20 protein-coding genes are annotated in these 17,934 nt (G+C 44.6%); 16 read left to right on the forward strand and 4 right to left on the reverse strand.

Going from position 1 to position 17,934, the window contains the following annotated elements; genetic code table 11:
- Positions 1-10: 10 nt before the first annotated feature.
- The 5 genes from ACSSTM_RS12725 to ACSSTM_RS12745 all read left to right on the forward strand — a co-directional run bounded on the left by ACSSTM_RS12725 (position 11) and on the right by ACSSTM_RS12745 (position 4,116).
- Entirely contained in the window at positions 11-1,075 is a 1,065-nt protein-coding gene (locus tag ACSSTM_RS12725) for a mannonate dehydratase (protein WP_187704243.1), read from the forward strand.
- A complete protein-coding gene (locus ACSSTM_RS12730) occupies positions 1,072-2,505 on the forward strand; it encodes a glycoside hydrolase family 1 protein (RefSeq protein ID WP_034660462.1) in 1,434 nt (477 codons plus the stop codon). The genes ACSSTM_RS12725 and ACSSTM_RS12730 overlap by 4 nt, the downstream gene beginning before the upstream one ends.
- A 12-nt stretch (positions 2,506-2,517) precedes the next feature.
- Complete coding sequence (locus tag ACSSTM_RS12735; RefSeq protein ID WP_034660461.1) at positions 2,518-2,841, forward strand: PTS sugar transporter subunit IIB; 324 nt, start codon at positions 2,518-2,520, stop codon at positions 2,839-2,841.
- A 19-nt stretch (positions 2,842-2,860) separates the two neighbouring features.
- Positions 2,861-3,190, forward strand: coding sequence for a PTS lactose/cellobiose transporter subunit IIA (locus tag ACSSTM_RS12740; protein ID WP_034660460.1), 330 nt, complete (start codon positions 2,861-2,863; stop codon positions 3,188-3,190).
- A gap of 65 nt (positions 3,191-3,255) precedes the next feature.
- Positions 3,256-4,116 carry a polysaccharide deacetylase family protein gene (locus tag ACSSTM_RS12745; protein WP_437404194.1) on the forward strand — a complete coding sequence of 287 codons (861 nt, stop codon included), beginning with the start codon at positions 3,256-3,258 and terminating at the stop codon, positions 4,114-4,116.
- Between the two features lie 115 nt (positions 4,117-4,231).
- Here the strand turns inward: ACSSTM_RS12745 and fosM are convergent, their stop codons facing one another.
- Genes fosM through ACSSTM_RS12765 form a run of 4 tightly spaced genes read right to left on the reverse strand, consistent with a single transcriptional unit; the run spans position 4,232 to position 7,426 of the window.
- The gene (fosM, locus tag ACSSTM_RS12750) at positions 4,232-4,657 is read right to left on the reverse strand and encodes a FosM family fosfomycin resistance protein (RefSeq protein WP_034660458.1); all 426 of its coding nucleotides are present in this window, start codon (positions 4,655-4,657) and stop codon (positions 4,232-4,234) included.
- Between the two features lie 58 nt (positions 4,658-4,715).
- Entirely contained in the window at positions 4,716-5,807 is a 1,092-nt protein-coding gene (gene ribD / locus ACSSTM_RS12755; protein WP_106036387.1) for a bifunctional diaminohydroxyphosphoribosylaminopyrimidine deaminase/5-amino-6-(5-phosphoribosylamino)uracil reductase RibD, read from the reverse strand.
- A complete protein-coding gene (locus ACSSTM_RS12760) occupies positions 5,794-6,555 on the reverse strand; it encodes a GTP cyclohydrolase II (RefSeq protein WP_106036388.1) in 762 nt (253 codons plus the stop codon). The genes ribD and ACSSTM_RS12760 overlap by 14 nt, the downstream gene beginning before the upstream one ends.
- A complete protein-coding gene (locus ACSSTM_RS12765) occupies positions 6,533-7,426 on the reverse strand; it encodes a VOC family protein (protein WP_437404195.1) in 894 nt (297 codons plus the stop codon). The genes ACSSTM_RS12760 and ACSSTM_RS12765 overlap by 23 nt, the downstream gene beginning before the upstream one ends.
- Positions 7,427-7,603: 177 nt before the next feature.
- Here ACSSTM_RS12765 and ACSSTM_RS12770 point away from each other — a divergent pair, with 177 nt between their 5' ends.
- From ACSSTM_RS12770 to isdG, 11 genes are all read left to right on the forward strand, one after another.
- Positions 7,604-7,936 (forward strand): winged helix-turn-helix transcriptional regulator, encoded by a 333-nt coding sequence (locus ACSSTM_RS12770; protein WP_106036390.1) that lies wholly within the window; start codon positions 7,604-7,606, stop codon positions 7,934-7,936.
- Between the two features lie 370 nt (positions 7,937-8,306).
- On the forward strand, positions 8,307-8,765 hold the full coding sequence (locus tag ACSSTM_RS12775; protein WP_034660453.1) for an NEAT domain-containing protein: 459 nt from the start codon (positions 8,307-8,309) through the stop codon (positions 8,763-8,765).
- Positions 8,766-8,785: 20 nt separating this feature from the next.
- Positions 8,786-9,439 (forward strand): heme uptake protein IsdC, encoded by a 654-nt coding sequence (isdC, locus tag ACSSTM_RS12780; protein WP_437404196.1) that lies wholly within the window; start codon positions 8,786-8,788, stop codon positions 9,437-9,439.
- An 18-nt stretch (positions 9,440-9,457) separates the two neighbouring features.
- Positions 9,458-11,266 (forward strand): NEAT domain-containing protein, encoded by a 1,809-nt coding sequence (locus ACSSTM_RS12785; RefSeq protein WP_034660452.1) that lies wholly within the window; start codon positions 9,458-9,460, stop codon positions 11,264-11,266.
- A gap of 75 nt (positions 11,267-11,341) precedes the next feature.
- Positions 11,342-12,229: a heme ABC transporter substrate-binding protein IsdE gene (isdE, locus tag ACSSTM_RS12790; protein WP_034660451.1), complete on the forward strand. Its 888-nt coding sequence runs from the start codon at positions 11,342-11,344 to the stop codon at positions 12,227-12,229.
- A 33-nt stretch (positions 12,230-12,262) separates the two neighbouring features.
- Positions 12,263-13,249, forward strand: a complete 987-nt coding sequence (locus ACSSTM_RS12795; protein ID WP_034660449.1) for a FecCD family ABC transporter permease — start codon at positions 12,263-12,265, stop codon at positions 13,247-13,249.
- Entirely contained in the window at positions 13,236-14,006 is a 771-nt protein-coding gene (locus ACSSTM_RS12800; protein ID WP_437404197.1) for an ABC transporter ATP-binding protein, read from the forward strand. The genes ACSSTM_RS12795 and ACSSTM_RS12800 overlap by 14 nt, the downstream gene beginning before the upstream one ends.
- A 16-nt stretch (positions 14,007-14,022) precedes the next feature.
- A complete protein-coding gene (gene srtB, locus ACSSTM_RS12805; RefSeq protein WP_437404198.1) occupies positions 14,023-14,775 on the forward strand; it encodes a class B sortase in 753 nt (250 codons plus the stop codon).
- An 18-nt stretch (positions 14,776-14,793) separates the two neighbouring features.
- Positions 14,794-15,732 (forward strand): ABC transporter substrate-binding protein, encoded by a 939-nt coding sequence (locus tag ACSSTM_RS12810; RefSeq protein WP_034660445.1) that lies wholly within the window; start codon positions 14,794-14,796, stop codon positions 15,730-15,732.
- The gene (locus ACSSTM_RS12815) at positions 15,729-16,742 is read left to right on the forward strand and encodes a FecCD family ABC transporter permease (protein ID WP_034660444.1); all 1,014 of its coding nucleotides are present in this window, start codon (positions 15,729-15,731) and stop codon (positions 16,740-16,742) included. Before ACSSTM_RS12810 ends, ACSSTM_RS12815 begins: the two co-directional genes overlap by 4 nt.
- Position 16,743: 1 nt before the next feature.
- The gene (gene isdG / locus ACSSTM_RS12820; RefSeq protein WP_034660443.1) at positions 16,744-17,865 is read left to right on the forward strand and encodes a heme oxygenase; all 1,122 of its coding nucleotides are present in this window, start codon (positions 16,744-16,746) and stop codon (positions 17,863-17,865) included.
- Positions 17,866-17,934 lie beyond the last annotated feature (69 nt).

A 17,934-nucleotide genomic window follows, 5' to 3' on the forward strand; every position in this document is an offset into this window, starting at 1 on the left:
AGGGGCATGAATGAACATGCAATTTAGGTGGTACGGAGAGGACGATCCTGTTTCACTCGCACATATACGTCAAATTCCAGGCATGAAAGGCATTGTGAGTGCCGTCTATGATGTCCCAGCTGGTGACCTGTGGCCTGAGGAAAGGATTGCTCATGTAAAAGCACAGATTGAGAGACATGAACTTTCCTTTGAGGTCGTGGAAAGTCTTCCTGTCCATGAAGATATTAAACTTGGAAAGCCGAGCAGAGACGTCTATATCAAGCATTATCAAGAAAATATCCGACGATTAGCGAAGCACGGTGTGAAGGTCATTTGTTATAACTTCATGCCTGTCCTCGATTGGACACGAACGCAGCTAGACCTTCCATTAGCTGATCAATCCACGACCCTTGCCTATTTTCAGCATCAACTAGAACACATGGATATAGAGACAGATCCATTTTCGCTGCCAGGATGGGATATCTCTTATACACAGGAGGAAATGAAACAATTGATGACTGATTACAGGAAGCTTGGGGCAGAAAGGCTATTCGAGAACCTGTCTTATTTTCTACAACATATCATTCCGGTGGCAGCGGAAGAAAAGATCAACATGGCACTCCATCCAGATGACCCTCCTTGGGATATATTCGGACTGCCTCGTATTGTCAGTAATGAAAAGCAGTTGGATCGTATTCTTCAAATCGATGGACGCTCTCAACACGGTCTTACCTTTTGCTCTGGTTCACTCGGCTGTCATGCGCAGAACGATATACCGTCACTTGCGCGTAAATATGCGAAAAAAGGACGTATCCACTTTGCTCATTTGCGCAATGTTCTCGTGCATGAAAACGGTGATTTTGAAGAGTCAGCACACCTTTCATCAGCAGGTAGTCTCGATATGGGGGCAATTATGAAGGCTTTGTATGAAGAGGGATTTGCTGGTTATGTCCGTCCGGATCATGGGCGTATGATTTTTGGCGAGACAGGCAGACCTGGCTACGGTTTATATGATCGAGCGCTTGGGGCTATGTATTTGCAAGGAATTTGGGAAGGACTTCACGTTCAATCGAGGAAAGGGAAGGTGGCGACATGAACAGAATCGAGATTCCAAGTGATTTTATCCTAGGTGCAGCGGCTTCTGCTTGGCAAACAGAGGGATGGAAGGGAAAGCAGGTGCATCAGGATTCGTACATTGATTCATGGTATAAGGAAGGATATCACGTGTGGCACGAAGGATATGGTCCGGCTGGTGCGACGAACTTTTACGAGCGCTATCCTGAAGATGTGGCCTTAATGAGAGAGATTGGACTGACACATTATAGGACATCGATCAATTGGTCGAGGTTTCTCATAGATTACGAGAAGGGGATTGTGGATGAGACCTATGCCCGTTACATTGATGACTTGATCAATGGATTAATTGCAGCAGGTGTAGAGCCAATGTTTTGCTTAGAGCATTATGAGCTTCCTGCCGTTTTGCTTGAGAAGTATGGCGGATGGTCATCAAAGCATGTCGTCGAGCTGTTTGTTCTCTATGCGGAAAAAGTGTTTGAGCGCTACGGGGACAGGGTCAAACATTGGTTTAGCTTTAATGAACCAATTGTTGTCCAAACACGTGTTTATCTAGATGCCATCCGTTATCCCTTTGAGCAAAATACGAAAAAATGGATGCAGTGGAACTATCATAAAGCGCTGGCAACAGCAAAAGTGGTGAAGCTGTTTCGGGAGATGGGATTGAAGGAATCGACAGGTGCAAAAATCGGGGTGATTCTCAATCCAGAAGTGACGTATGCAAGATCCTCTGCCCCGCATGATCAAGAAGCGGCACGGATGTATGATTTGTTTTTCAATCGAATGTTCTTAGATCCCTCCATCAAAGGGGAGTATCCAGAGGAATTGCTCGATGTGTTGAAAAAGCATGATATTCTTTTTGATTCGACAGAGGAAGAGCTTCAGGTCATCAAGAATCATACGGTCGATGTCGTCGGGCTCAACTTATACTATCCGCATCGTGTCAAGGCACCGAGTAAGGCGTGGAACGAAGGGACGCCATTTCATCCGTCTTATTATTACGATATGTTTGAGCTGCCAGGGAGAAAAATGAATCCATTCAGAGGCTGGGAAATCTACCCAAACATTGTCTATGATATGGGGATGAGAATAAAAGAAGAATACGGAAATATCGAGTGGTTTGTAGCCGAAAACGGGATGGGTGTAGAAAAGGAAGAACGGTTTAAAAATGAAGACGGTATCATTGATGATCAGTATCGCATTTCATTTATCAGCCAGCATTTGAAGCGGGCACTTCAAGCGAAAGCAGAAGGATCAAATTGCACGGGCTATATGCTGTGGGCTTTTACGGATAATGTCTCACCGATGAATGCCTTTAAAAACCGCTACGGATTAGTCGAAATCCAGCTGGAAAATGAACGGAATCGCCAGTTGAAATCATCAGCGTATTGGTACCAGACATTAATCAAAACAAGGGAACTGAAGGTTGAAACAGAAGTCATCTATCGATAGGAGTGATGGAATATGAAACGAATCATTCTCGCTTGTGCCGCAGGAATGTCGACGTCCATTGTAGTGTCCAAAATGAAGGCTGCTGCAGAAGCTAAAGAGCTGGATTATGATATCTACGCCATACCTGAAGGGGCCATTGCGGATGAATTAGAAGAGCATGGAGAAGATGTGCAGGTGATTTTACTTGGACCGCAAGTAAGCTTTATGAAAAAGGCAGCAGAAAAAACAGCGGCACCTTATCAAATACCTGTCGATGTCATCAATGTGAGATTATACGGAACAGCGAACGGGGAAAAAATACTAGAGCATGCTCTGAAACTAGCAAATGAATCTTAAGTAATTGGAGGAGAAGCAGATGACGGTATTAGAGGAAATGCAGGGAGCAGCCTTTCAAATCATTGCTCATGCAGGCGAGGCAAGAAGTCATTATGTCGAAGCGATTCGTCTAGCAAGAGCAGATGATTTTGAAAAAGCACAGCAGTTGATTGAAAAAGGGGAGGAAGCGTTTCGAAGCATCCACAACCTGCACTTGTCGCTGATCCAAAAAGAGGCGGCAGGTGAGCAGCTTCCCTTTTCTTTACTGCTGATACACGCAGAAGATCAAATGCTCACAACAGAGACCATTCATCTGCTCGCCATCGAAATGATCGAAATGTGTAAAAAAATGAACGCCCTGTCAAAATAGATATCAGCTATTAACCAATTTCTGTTATAATCATTCGGTAGATAGAGAGAAAGCAGGATTGGTGAATGAAAAAAACATGTATGTTGATTGCGGTTGGTCTTTTGGTGCTGCTCATTTCGGGCTGTATGGGAACGAAGGAGCAAACGATAGGAAACCAGCAAGTAGTCAAAGAGGAAAAGGGTCCATTACTAGCAAAAGAAACAGAAGAGATTCAGCAGACAAAAGCAGCAGAGATTGATACACAAAGCTGGATTGAGCAAAAGGAGCCGGTAGAGCTTCCGATTTTGATGTATCACAGCATCTCCAGCGGCAGCTCGCTGCGTGTACCAAAGAGCGAGTTTGCGGCTCATATGAAATGGCTGAAGGGCAACGGCTATGTCACGCTGTCGCCAGAAGAAGCGTACCGCGTCTTCACAACAAATACGAAGCCAAGTGAAAAGTGTGTCCTCATTACATTCGATGATGGATATACCGATAACTATACAAAGGCATTCCCGATTTTAAAGCAGTATAGAATGAAGGCAACGATTTTCATGATTGCGCAATCCATTGGCCGCCCGAACCACTTAACGGATGAACAGATGGATGAAATGATAGCAAATGGGCTTTCGATTGAGAGTCATACAATTCATCATTTAGAGCTCAATCGTTTATCAAAGGAGCAGCAGAAAGAGGAATTAAAAGGATCAAAGGCATTCTTTGATCAACGATTTTCTCAGCATACGAGAATGGTCAGTTATCCTGTTGGGCGCTATAACGAAGACACGCTAAAGCTGGCGAAGCAAGCCGGTTATCAAATGGCTGTCACCACTGAACCAGGACATGCGAAGAAGGAACAGGGCATGATGTCCTTGCACCGTGTTCGCGTGTCACCGGGACTTTCACCCGAAAGCTTTGGGAGGCTAGTAGAAGGGAATGAACGATAAATGTTTCACATGAAACATTTTACGACAAGTTTCACGGTGATGATTGGTGAATCGACATTTGGGTGGTTCAAAGGCGAAACAGAACTTTCATGAAGATGGAAGTTCTGTTTTTTTATCATTCATCAAAAAATTCCATATGAGCTTTTTCTTGCTTGTAATAATCGATTCGATCTTTCATGGTCCCGGTATGAAACTCAAATTTATGTCCATCAGGGTCCGTAAAGTAGATCGACTGATGATCTTTTTCATCTCTCGGACGGCCTGGCAAGATGTTGACGTTCAAATGTTTTAGCTTGTTGTACATGTGATCTACATCCTCTTCATCAATTGAAAAAGCGATGTGCGTGTAAGAGTGCTGAATGTCTTGACGAGGAATGTCTTTTTCCACATTCAGGGCAAGCCATAGCCCGTTCAAATCAAAGTAAGCTGTCTTTTTTCCTTTTACTAATAAAGTGGCGTCAAATACGTTTGTGTAAAAATCAATAGAGGTTTCTAAATCAGAAACAGAAAATAACAAATGATTGATTCCTTTTATCGACATCACATTCACCTCAAAACATATTTGAAAAAAAGCCTGTAGATGGGGTCTACAAGCTTGTTTATTGATAAACAGGATAGCCCGTTATTTTGATATCTTTCCCTAGTGGTTCTACTGAGAGTTGATCCAATTCGATGGCATCACTCATGAGGCGTATGCCTTCGCCTCCAAAAAAGGAAGGGGACAGCCGACCGCCAATGAGTTTAGGTGCCATATAGATGACCAATTTATCTACAAGCTGCTGTTCTAAAAATGAGGCATTGATCTGGCCGCCGCCTTCAATCATGAGGGAGGAGACATTTCTTTCTCCCAGCATTTGAAGTACTTCTTGCAGGGGCACCCGCGTCTCGCTATCTGTTACAAAGACGCTGACGCCGGCTGCTTCTAAAGCGGCTCGTTTTTCCTCATCGGCTTGCTTTGTTGTAAAGATCCATGTAGGTGCCGTCTGATCAGTGACGATCTTTGCTGTCAGCGGTGTTGAGAGCTTAGAGTCTAAAACAATTCGAATCGGATGATTCCCATTTGGAATCCGTGCAGTTAGTGAAGGGTCGTCATGAATAACCGTTTGAGCACCGACCAAAATCGCATCATTGATACTGCGGATATGATGAGCATCATAACGGGATGTCTCAGATGTAATCCATTTGCTGTCAGACGTAGCAGACGCAATTTTTCCGTCTAAGGTAATACCTGCCTTGAGCGTCACGAAAGGTGTTTTTTTCGTAATAAAATGATTAAACACTTCATTCATGAGAATGGATTCCTGTTCAAGTACGCCTGTAATCACTTGGATGCCAGCATCTTGTAAAATGGCGATGCCGCGGCCAGCGACAAGTGGGTTCGGGTCAAGAGCCGCCACAACAACGGTTTCGACGCCTGCTTTCACAAGTGCCTCCGCACAAGGACCTGTACGGCCATGGTGAGAACAAGGCTCGAGGGTCACATAAATGGTGGCTCCTTTTGCCTTGTCTCCAGCCATTTTAAGTGCATGAATTTCAGCATGCGGTTCACCGGCTTTCATGTGAGCACCGACACCAACAATTTCATTCTCTCGCACAATCACAGCCCCGACGAGCGGGTTTGGAGAGGTCTGACCTTTCATTGCCCGTGCATTTTCAAGGGCTAGATTCATATATCGCTCATGATGTGGCAATCGTACGCACCTCTTGCTCCGCCTTCATGTGACCTGAGCGGTTGATTTTTGTCTGCAAGTATTTTTCGTTAAACTCCGAGACATCACCCCAAAGCGGAATGCGTCCAGAAAGAGATAGACCTGCATGGCTGATGGCATCTGTCTTTTTCGGATTATTGGTAATGAGTCTGACCGGCTTTGTACGAAGTGTTTGAAGAACGGCGATGGCTTCTTCATATTGACGCGTGTCATCTTCAAAGCCGAGTGCTTCGTTCGCTTCTACTGTATCGTAGCCGTTTTCTTGAAGAATATAAGCCATGGCTTTACTGAAAAGTCCAATACCGCGGCCTTCATGATTGGCTAAATAGAACAGTGCACCTGCACCATTGTCTTCAATCATCCGCATGGACTGCTTCAATTGGAACCCGCAGTCGCAGCGCTTGCTTCCGAAAATATCACCAGTGTGGCAAATGGAATGCATGCGGATAAGGGCTTCGTCAGCGTGCTCGAACTCCCCATACACTAGAACGCTTGACTGCTGTTGATCGGCAAGCTGGCGGGACGAGAGGCTTTCAATTAAAGCTTCATCTGACAATGGCTCTTTTCCATCGTCTTTTAACCATGAATACCAGTTGAACATCACGGTTCTGCCGTCTAAATTCACTGGCAATTTAATGGGTCCAGTGATATATATATACCCGTCTTCTTGCTGTACTCGTTTGATTTTATCTTTTAAAATGGCTGTTTTAAGATCTGTGTGTTTGTCCATATTCTGCACCTTCTTTTTTGTCTGTTTCTTCAATCTGTAAACGAACGAGAACGCCAAATGGATCAACAAATTCGTTACTTTTCCCTGTTGTTTTCACTTGAGTGCCTGCTTTTGTCATACGCTCGACGACGGACTGTCTGTCTGCTTCTTGTGGGAATACCAGTGTATAGCTTCTAATTCCTGAAAAACGTGGATCAATGGCTCCTTTTCGTCCCCGTCCCCATGCATTAAAGGCAAGGTGATGGTGGTACACACCAGCGGCGATAAACAGGCTTGCTGGTGGAGCCATTCTGATGTGAAAACCGAGCGTATTGACATAAAAGGAATCAGCTTCTTCTGGGTTAAGATGGAAATGTAAGTGTCCCATCACTGTACCAGCGGGAAGTCCTTCCCAAGTTGTATCAGCGGCTTCTTGCAGGAGACCATCTCCATCAAGAGGTGCATTTCCGCCACCTTTCAGTTCTCCATGCTCACCTACCCAAACGTCCTCAGGGCGATCAGCATATATTTCTACGCCAATGCCGTCAGGGTCACTTAAATAAATGGCTTCACTGAAAAAGTGATCGCTTGCTCCAATTAAAGGATAGCCTTTTTTGATCACATGTGCCAGCCATGTGCCCAGGTTTTTTCTGGTAGGTAATAAAACAGCAAAATGATAAAGTCCTGGCTCATGATCAGGCTTCTCCATGAGCTGTGCATCCTCTTTTAACAAAAGAATGGGTTCCTTTGCATTGCTTCCAAGAGTGATGGTGGAATCCGTCTGTTCTACTATTGTAAATCCTAAAATGTCTGTATAAAAAGGTAAAGAACGCTCAAAGCTGGACACATGTAACTCTGTTACACCCAATCTTAGCTCCTCAATTGTCTTCAAGCTCGGTCAGCTCCTTCATGATATATGCATCGGCATGTTCAAATGTTTTTGAAAATCTATAAAAATGAATACCTTGTTACTTAAAGTAACTAAACTATATAATAGTTAGTGACTTATTTCAAGTAATTAATTGTGCTATAATGAAAAAAAAGAGAGAAAAGCGGGAGGGAGTAAGGTATGGCTCAAGTAGATGGCTGTCCAATCACAGATGCCATGGAGATTCTAGGCAAGAAGTGGGTCATTCTCATCATCAATCAGCTTCTGACAGGCCCTAAGCGTTTCTGTCAGCTTGAAAATGAAATGGACATCAGCGGACGATTATTATCAGAAAGGCTGAAGGATTTAGAGGCTGAAGGACTCGTTGAGAAAAACGTATACCCTGACATTCCAGTACGGATTGAATACGAATTAACAGCGCAAGGGAAGAAAATTGAGCCGATTATTCGTGAAATGTATGCTTGGTCTTTAGAACGTAATAACAGCAAAAAAGGGGAACAAGTCTCTTCCTAAACGATTTCGATCAGTCTGTCTGATCGAAATTTTTTTGTGCGATTTTCCAGAAATCTAAGTCAATAGTATGAAAAATGATGTTGACAATAAATTCATTCATCATATAATATCAAGGAGAAGAGGGTTCTTTTCCCTGTAATGGAATGGAGGTTATGCCATGGTATCATGAATGGGACAGATTACCTAAAACACGTTTCAAACCATCATTTAGAAACAGACATCTTTGGCTTTTAGGAAGCAAAGATTTATTTTTTCAACTCAATTGATAATGATTATCATAATCATCTATAAGTGTGATCCAGCGCTTATGAAGGTTATTTTTTTTATTATCTATTGAGAATAATTATCAATATCATTTAGGAGGGTTCACATGAAAGTCATTCGTTCAACATCACACGTATTATTGTTCTTTAGTTTTGTTCTATTATTTGCTCTAGCTCCGGTTAGCTCAGCCTCAGCAGCAGGCTTAGCAGATGGTCAATATTCAGCACAATATGTGGTATGGAAGGCAGATAGCGATTCGACTTCAACAGCGAATACGTATTTTGAAAAACCAGCCAAGCTTGTCGTGAAGAATGGAAAAATAAAAGCACAAGTCACGTTAACGAATAGCTCTTGGATCACAAGCTTTAAAACACTTGATCAAGGTGTCTACAAAGATGCGAAGGTGATCAGTACAAATACAGCTGCAAATAAGAGAACGGTTGAATTCAACATGAACAGCCTGACAGAAGTCGTACCAGCAAAAGTGAGCGTGACTGTACCGGTCATCGGATATACAGGCAATTACGACATCCGTCTCAAGTTTGATGCAGCATCTGTTCAATAGAAAGGGAGGAAATTCGCTTGATGAAAAAAATGATGAGGCTATCAGTCTTCATGGCCGCTTTATTATTGGCACTCATGCTGCCTTTTTCAAACGCACAGGCTGCCACGTTAAAGGATGGTACATACTCCGTCAACTATACTGTGCTGAAGGCTGAAGGAAATGCGGTCTCCATGGCAAATGATTACTGGCTGAAGCCAGCAAAAGTGATTGCAAAAAATGGGAAGCTGACTGTACAAATGACCATTAAAAATAGCAGCTGGGTAACGGAATTTAAAGTGCCGGGAAATGGCAGCTATGTCGATACAACGGTTCTCTCAACCAATAAAAAAGCCAACACAAGGCTTGTTCAGTTCCAAGCTCAGAGCTTGTCTAAGCCAATCAAGTCAAAAATTCATGTCACTGTTAAATCTGCTGATTATGATCATGATTATACCATTCAGCTGAAATTCGATGAGAGCAGCATGAAATCGCTTTCGTCTAAGAGCACAAACAAATCAGCGGGTGCAGCAGAAGATCAGCAGCCATCAAAAGAGTCAACTAAAACATCTGATTCATCCACGACAAAACAAGAAGAGAATCCTCAAACTGGTGATACAAACCAGACAGGGTGGCTCCTTGTGCTTGCTCTATGCTCAGGCGGGTTTTTAGCAAGAAAGTGGATCATCAAGCATTAAGGAAGGAAGTGTCACCATTTGAAACGTCTTTTTCATCTAAAGGCAGCTATTCTGCTCGTTTTATTCAGTTTATTGACTGCGTTTCAGATTCCTCAAGGAACGGCTCAAGCGGCATCATTTGTTGATGGTGAATACACGGCCGGATTCACCATTTTAAAGAATGGCAGCACAGAGGCGTCCATGATGGATACCTATACAGAAAAGCCAGCTAAGCTGATTGTGGAAAATGGCAAGACAACAGCCTATGTCACGCTGAAGCAAAGCAAAGAGATTACAGATTTCAAGGTTGAACAAAATGGTGCTCTTGTCACCACTGAAACCGTCAGTGAGGATGAAACAGCCAATACACGTGTGATCAAATTTGATGTAGCCGACTTATCAGCCAAATTAAACGGCTGGGTGAAAATTTACTGGGATTTAGGCGGCTTTATTTATGACGAAGCGTATGACGTACAGCTTGCATTCGATCAAAGCAGCCTAACACTCGTTACACCTGCAAAGCCAGACGATAACGAAACAAAACCGGATGACCAAAATGGCACAAAGCCAGACGATAACGAAACAAAACCGGATGACCAAAATGGCACAAAGCCAGACGATAATGAAACAAAGCCGGATGATCAAAATGGGACAAAACCAGATGATCATCAGGCAACACCTGGCAATAACAATGGATCAAAACCAGATGATTCTGCGCAAAATCACTTAAAAGATGGCGAGTACCGCATCAATTACAGTGTACTAAAAGGGGATGAGAACGAGGCATCTCGGATGAACCAATACTTCTCACATCCTGCATCCTTAACCATCAAAAATGGAAAACAAACCATTTCCTTTACGGTGAAGGATCATACGTCTGTCGCTTCCTTGAAAACAGAGAAAAACGGATCTTATCAAGAAGTGAAGACTGTCAGCACAGATAAAGCAAAGAACACAAGAGTGGTGTCATTTGATGTCGCTGATCTGAAAAAAGCGGTCAAAGGAAAAGTACACATCGTGGTAGCAGCTGCTAACTATGACCAAACCTACGATATTCGTTTTCAATTCGATGCAAAGAGTATCGCTCCACTTAAGAACGGGCAGGTAGAGGAAGAAACACCGGCTGCACCAGAAACACCAAAACCAAACACACCATCACCAGAAACAAATAACGGCGGAGCTGCTCAAGAGACGGCTAAGCTTAAAGATGGTGTATACAAGCTGCCTTTCTCAATGAAGAAAGCAGACAAGGATGAGCCTTCTCGTATGAACGATTACGTCGTGAGCCCTGCGACATTGGTCGTGAAAAATGGCCGCCATTTCGTTTCATATACAGTGAAGAACAGCTCAGCCATCACATCCTTCCAAGTAGGGACAGGCGGGAAATATGAAGAGACTCTTGTCGCAAAAACAGATCAAAAAGCAGACACACGAGTGATTCAATATGAAGCCAAAAGTTTAAGCACAGCTCAAGCAGCACGCGTAAAAATTGATATTCCGGCTGCGAATTATCATGAGCAGTACGATGTCAAACTTGTCTATGACACAAAAGGAATCACTCTTGGTGAAGGAAGCGGCATTGCTACGGTAATCGGAAACGATGAGAGTATCGGCTTTGTCAAAAATCCAAATGATCGCGATTCTCAAACAAATCAGCTTGAAAATCTAGCGCCAGAGGAAACAGGCGCAGAGCAGATGACATTTACTCCATCAGATGACCAAACCAAGTCTGAGACTGGACAGTTGAATCCGAAAACAGGAGATACCTCTCTTCTTTGGGTGTATATTCTTTTATTCGGCGGGTCATTATTCGTACTCGTAAGAAAGTATCAAACAAGAACAAGGTAGATGGATTAGTTTAAGTGAGATGCGCAATTTCTCTCGGCGCATCCACTCTCTTTTTTCGAAAGGAGGCTTCTGTTTTTGAAGCATCGAATGTTATGTACCCTGATCGCTGCTCTTAGTGTGTGCGTGATCTTATCGGGCTGCTCACAGTCAGCCGAAAGTTCAGCGAAAGGCAAAAAAAGCGCAGAATCAAGTGCGCGCATTGTGGCAACGACTGTAGCTGCTGTGGAGATTATGGATGCTTTAGAGGTGGATCTTGTCGGGGTGCCAACAAGTCAAAAATCCTTGCCAGCTCGTTATAAAGGACTGCCGGAAGTCGGTAATCCAATGAGCCCGGACATGGAAATCATCCAATCACTTCAACCGACAGATGTCCTGTCTGTCACAACCCTTCAATATGATTTAGAGACACCCTTTCAGCAAGCAGGTGTCCCTGCGACATACTTAAATCTCGAGAGCCTTGGTAGCATGGAGAAGGCGATCACGAAGCTCGGAGCTCAGTATGACAGAAAGAAACAAGCCGAGCGCATCGTGTCTGACTTTGAACAAAAAAAGAAAGACATACAAGAGAAGACGAAGGGAAAGCGCAAGCCGTCCGTTCTGATTTTGCTTGGTGTACCGGGCAGTTATTTGGTGGCAACAGAGAATTCATATATTGGTGATCTTGTACGTATCGCAGGCGGAAAGAACATTGTCAAAGGTGAGAAAATGGAGTATTTGGCATCTAATACGGAGTATTTACAAAAAGCCAATCCAGATATCATACTCCGGGCCGCACATGGGATGCCAGATGAAGTTGTCCGCATGTTTGATCAAGAATTTAAAACAAATGACATCTGGAAGCATTTTCATGCGGTCAAGCAAGACCGGGTGTATGACCTCGAAGAAAGCTTATTCGGGACAACGGGCAATTTAAAGGCAGCAGAAGCATTAGATGAACTAACGCGTATGCTCTACCCGTCATAAGCGGCGAATCTTAATGATAAAAGGACGTTCAAGATGAAAAAAACAGGGATTTTATTTCTGATAGTTAGTCTCTTACTGGTGTGCGTGTTTATTTATTCCGCCATTACTGGGAGTATTCATGTCACCCCGATTGAATTATTGGAAGGGCTCATCACCGGTCAACATGCACAGGTAGACATCATTAAAGATTTGAGAATTCCCCGCATGCTCATCGCAATGTTTACAGGGGCCGCCTTATCTGTCTCCGGTGTACTGCTGCAGTCGGTCATGAGAAATCCATTAGCTGATGCCGGCGTCATTGGAATTTCATCAGGAGCCAGCTTCTTTTCTTTAATGGCGATTACAGCGCTTCCTCAATTTTATTTCTACTCTCCTTTATTTTCGGTGTTTGGCGGAGCCATTGCATGTTTCCTCGTGTACGTTCTGTCTTGGAAGGGCGGTTTAAGCCCAATCCGTATGATTTTGGTTGGGATCGCCATCAATGCCATGTTTACTGGAATGGCTGAAGCATTTGTGACCATTTGCAGCTATTTCAATATCACGATCAATCAGTCAGGACAGTCAAATCTCACGATGAAAACGTGGGGAGATGTCCGTTTAATCGGAGTCTATGGCGTCGCCGGTCTTGTCGTAGCACTTTTCTTCAGCAGATGGTGTAACCTCTTGGCTCTTCAGGACAAGACAGCGAAAAATTTAGGGTTGCGTGTGACCAGAATGCGCCTTTTGATTTCCATCACAGCGGTATTACTCGCGGCGGTGACAGCTGCGGTAGCGGGCGTGATTGCCTTTGTCGGTTTGCTCATTCCGCACATTTCAAGAAGGCTTGTTGGCTCGGATCATCGGGTACTCATTCCATTTTCTGCGTTAAGCGGGGCTTTGCTGATTTTGACGGCTGATACGCTCGGCAGGACGCTTGTCGCGCCAAATGAGATTCCTGCTTCTACGATCATGGCCGTGATTGGCGGGCCGTTTCTGATCTTTTTATTAAGAAGGGGGGACCGTCTCCATGGACATTCGTGAGGTGTCATTCTCATATGACCAGCAGAAGGACATCGTTCAATCGGTCACAACACAGATTGAAAAGGGGAAAATCACAACCATTATCGGTCCAAATGGCTCGGGGAAATCCACACTGCTTTCCTTGATGGCGAATAATCATTGTCCAAACAAAGGGCAAATTCACTTAGACGGACAAGCGCTGAATGCATTTAAGCCAAAGGAGCTGGCAAAAAAGCTGGCTGTCGTCCATCAGCAAAATGAAGCGCCGCTTGATTTAACGATCGAACGGGTCGTGGCATTCGGTAGAACGCCGTACCAGACGATACGCGGGGGTGACAAGGAAGAGGATGAGAGAGCGATAGAGTGGGCACTGTCCAGTACAAAACTAACGGAAAAACGAAAGGTGCCGCTCGCCTCACTGTCAGGTGGTGAGCGTCAGCGTGTATGGATTGCGATGGCACTTGCGCAAAAAACACCGATCCTTTTCTTAGATGAACCGACAACCTATTTGGATATCTACTATCAATTTGACATTCTTGAGCTGATCCGTGAGCTCAATGACGTGCATGGACTCACGATTGTCATGGTGCTGCACGACATGAATCAGGCTGTCCGCTACAGTGACGTCATCATTGCGATGAAGGATGGACGAATTATCAGTGAAGGACAGCCAAACGATGTGTTAACAGAAGAGAATGTGCGGCACATTTATGATGTGTCCGTCACGATTAGACAGGATGCAGAAACAGGAATGTACATCGTGCCTGTTGGCATATAAAAGCAGGTGAGACAGTGTGAAAAGAGGAAAACGGGTCTGGCAGCGTATGCTGACGATCGTCTGTTTAGGAGTATTCATTTATAGCGGTACAGCCATTGGCTTAGAACTGTTCGGCTATTATCAAAATCGTCAGGTGCTTGCAAAGGCTCAGACGATGTATGGTCAAGAGCAAGGAATGACTGAAAGCCGGGAACCGGGAACCACCCGTACGTCATTTGATGAGCTGCGGAAGGTGAACAACGACATTGTCGGCTGGATCAATATGAAAGACACGATGATTCAGTACCCAATCGTTCAATCTCGTGATAATGCATTCTACTTAACCCGTAATTACTTAAAAAACGACACCCGGGCAGGCAGTATCTTTATGGATTATCGCAATGACGTCTTGCACGAGAGCCCGAATACTGTGGTGTACGGGCATCGGATGAGAGACGGATCCATGTTCGCTGGACTCACAAACTATTTAAAAAGGGATTTTTTCCATGAGCACCGGACATTTCAGTACGATACGCTGTATCAAAGCTATGAGGCGGAGATTTTTGCCGTGTATGAAACAACGGTGGATTTCGATTATATTCAAACCGATTTTCAAGATCTTGGCGAATATGCGCACTACTTGCAAGCTGTGCGGAAAAAATCAATCTATCAAACGAAGACAGACGTGTCCACAGATGACCTCATCCTCACTCTATCGACCTGTGATCATGTGCTTGCACCTAAAAATGGGCGTCTCGTCGTACAGGCAAAGCTAAAGAAAGTTTACTAGAAAAGGAGAGACAGACGGTTGAAATTTTCACATGTGATCTTAGCTGGACTCGTCTTGATGCTTCTCCTCGGCGGATGCAGTCAGGCAGCACCTGTAGAGAAAGGAAGCGGGCAAGGTGCGCTGAAGATAAAGGATTTTACTGGCAGAACGCTGTCATTTGAAGAATCCCCTCAGCGTATCGTCGCATTATCGACTGGAGACATGAGCATCCTGTATGCATTAGGCGGTGAGGTAGTTGGCCGTCCGGCCGCCGAATTACCAGACAGCTTACAACAGGCAAAGTCCGTCCAAACAATTGGCACAACGCATCAATTTGATGTAGAGCTCATCACAAGCTTAAAGCCCGATGTTGTGCTTGGGAATGAACAATTAAACAGCAAGGACATCTCTACAATAGAAGGAATTGGTTCACAGCTTCTTTTGACAAGTGCCAATTCAGTGAAGGATATTCAGCGTCAAATAACGTTATTCGGGGATTTGCTCGGAAAGCAGCAAAAGGCCAAAGCCCTCAATGAGCAAATCGATCAGAGGAAAAAGCAGGTCAAGCAGCCTCAGAAAAAAGTGAAGACACTCGTTGTATACGGGGCACCTGGCACATATATGGCGGCACTTCCTCAATCCTTAAGCGGAGATTTACTGCACATCGCAGGAGGGACGAACATCGCTGAAAATGAACCGGCACTCGAGAAATTCCCTCAATACGCTCAAATCAATGCAGAAAAGGTCATCGAAGCCGATCCTGATCTTATTCTGCTTATGACTCACAGCAATCCTGAAGATGTGAAAGCGGGCTTTATGAGTGAAATGAAACAGAATGCCGCTTGGCACGATGTGTCAGCTGTGAAAAATGGACACGTCGAGATTCTGCCTAGTGATCTATTTGGGACGAACCCAGGCGCGGAAGTGATGAGAGCGATTGATGAGCTAGAGAAAAGATTGAAGCGATTGTCATCATGAAAATGAATGCAGAGTTAGATTTTCAAAAAAGACAGTCGAGACGAAAATGGCTGATACCCGGACTATTCATCTCGTTAGTTGTAGGCGCATGCTTAGGGCTTGCATTAGGTTCCGTTCAATTATCGCTGCAAGACCTACTCGCCGCTTTGACGGGATCAGGCCAGCCTGTCCATGAGAAAATTGTGATGGATTTACGTCTGCCGCGTGTTTTGATCGGTTTTATTGTCGGAGCCTGTCTCGCAGCATCAGGGGCGATTTTACAAGGAGTCGTCCGAAATCCACTCGCTGACCCTGGCATCATCGGTGTGACTGCTGGCGGCGGATTGGCTGCTGTGCTCAGCATGATTGTGTTTCCGCAATTCACGTATTTGCTGCCAGCTGCTGCTTTCCTTGGCGCTTTATTAGCGGCACTCGTGGTGTATATGCTCTCATTTGATCAAGGTGTTTCACCGCTGAAATTGATTTTGGCGGGAGTGGCAGTCAATGCCCTCCTTGGGGCGGTTATGAATGGGTTTATGGTGCTTTATAGTGAGCGTGTGCAGGCTGTTCTGCCTTTTTTATCCGGAGGATTAAATGGACGGAGCTGGCATCATCTAAGCTTCGTGTCGCCATATGCACTCGCTGGGTTGTGCCTTTGTTTTTTTGCCATCAAGCCGGCAAACCTTCTTTTGCTTGGTGATGAATCGGCGCAGTTACTCGGCCTTAGAGTAGAGCGCACCCGGTTTTTCTTAATTGCGCTGGCGGCGCTTTTAGCTGGTGCAGCTGTAAGTGTGAGCGGCTTAATTGGATTTGTCGGCCTGGTCGTTCCTCATTTTATCCGTCTTTTAATTGGAGATGACTACCGGTACCTGCTGCCGATCTCAATGCTGGGCGGAGGCGTACTTGTGGTTTTTGCAGATACAGCGGCACGGGTATGGTTTACACCGGTTGAACTGCCTGTCGGTATCCTGCTTGCCTGCATCGGTGCACCTTTCTTCCTCTATTTATTAAAAAAGAAAGGGAGGGGTTAAGTTGGAAGTGATAGCTATGGATGACGTGAGTCTCAGTCAAGGAGGCTTTCGGATGTCGTCTATTTCAGCAGCTGTTCCTAAAGGAAGTGTGACAGGAATTATTGGACCAAATGGATCAGGGAAGTCGACTTTTATTAAAGCAGCCGCACGTCTTACATCGATCGAAAGCGGCATGATATACATTCACGATATACCGCAAAAAGAGATGACAGCTCAGGAGATTGCAAAGGAAATCGCCGTTCTCATGCAGACGAGAACAGCCATCCCTTCTATGACCGTGCGGGAGCTGGTCGCACTTGGACGCAGTCCGCATCGTTCGATCTGGAAAAAGAGCTCGAAGACAGATCAAGAAGCGATTGAGTGGGCGCTTGATGTGACCAATAGCCGCATCAATGAAAACAGAATGCTGCATACATTGTCAGGCGGAGAAAGACAAAAGGCGTATATTGCGATGGCGCTCGCTCAGAAGACAGAGACCTTGATTCTGGATGAGCCGACGACTTACCTAGATATTGCACATCAGCTTGATTTACTAGAGCTGCTCAAACAGCTGAATAAGACGCATGGAATCACCATTTTAATGGTTCTTCACGACCTGCAGCAGGCAGCAAAATATTGTGACCGCCTCATTGCGATGAAGGGTGGTCAGGTTTATCAAATAGGGACACCAAACGAAGTATTAACAGAAAGCTTTTTCAAAGAGGTCTTTGGGATTCAGGCTGAGGTTCACTTAGACGGTGAGCATCCGCTCATTATCCCAATCGCTTCAATCCAACAACAAAAGGGAGATGAACAGAAAATGATCATTGTCAACAACCAGGTAAGAGTAGAAAAAGGCAGTGCTGACCACCTCGTCAAGCGTTTTAACAAGCAGGGACAAGTAGAATTCATGGAAGGATTTTTAGGCATGGAAGTATGGGTCACACAGCAGACAACCGATTACGATGAAGTGACCATTCATACCCGCTGGAATCGAAAAGAAGACTTTGTGAACTGGACAAAATCTCAGGCATTTGGTGATGCGCACGCTCATGGGAAAGCGAAACCTGAAGGACTATTAAAAAACAAAATTACGTACTACGAAGTGCAAGTCACTAGACCAGCTTTACAGAAAAAAGCCTAAAAAAGAAACATAGCGCTGCGGTTCATGTGCAGCGCTATGTTTTTGCGTTTTTTACTTTCTGTCACATAT

Origin of the sequence: Bacillus sp. RK1064 (genome assembly GCF_051488405.1) — a bacterium.
Classification (GTDB): Bacteria; Bacillota; Bacilli; order Bacillales; family Bacillaceae; genus Bacillus.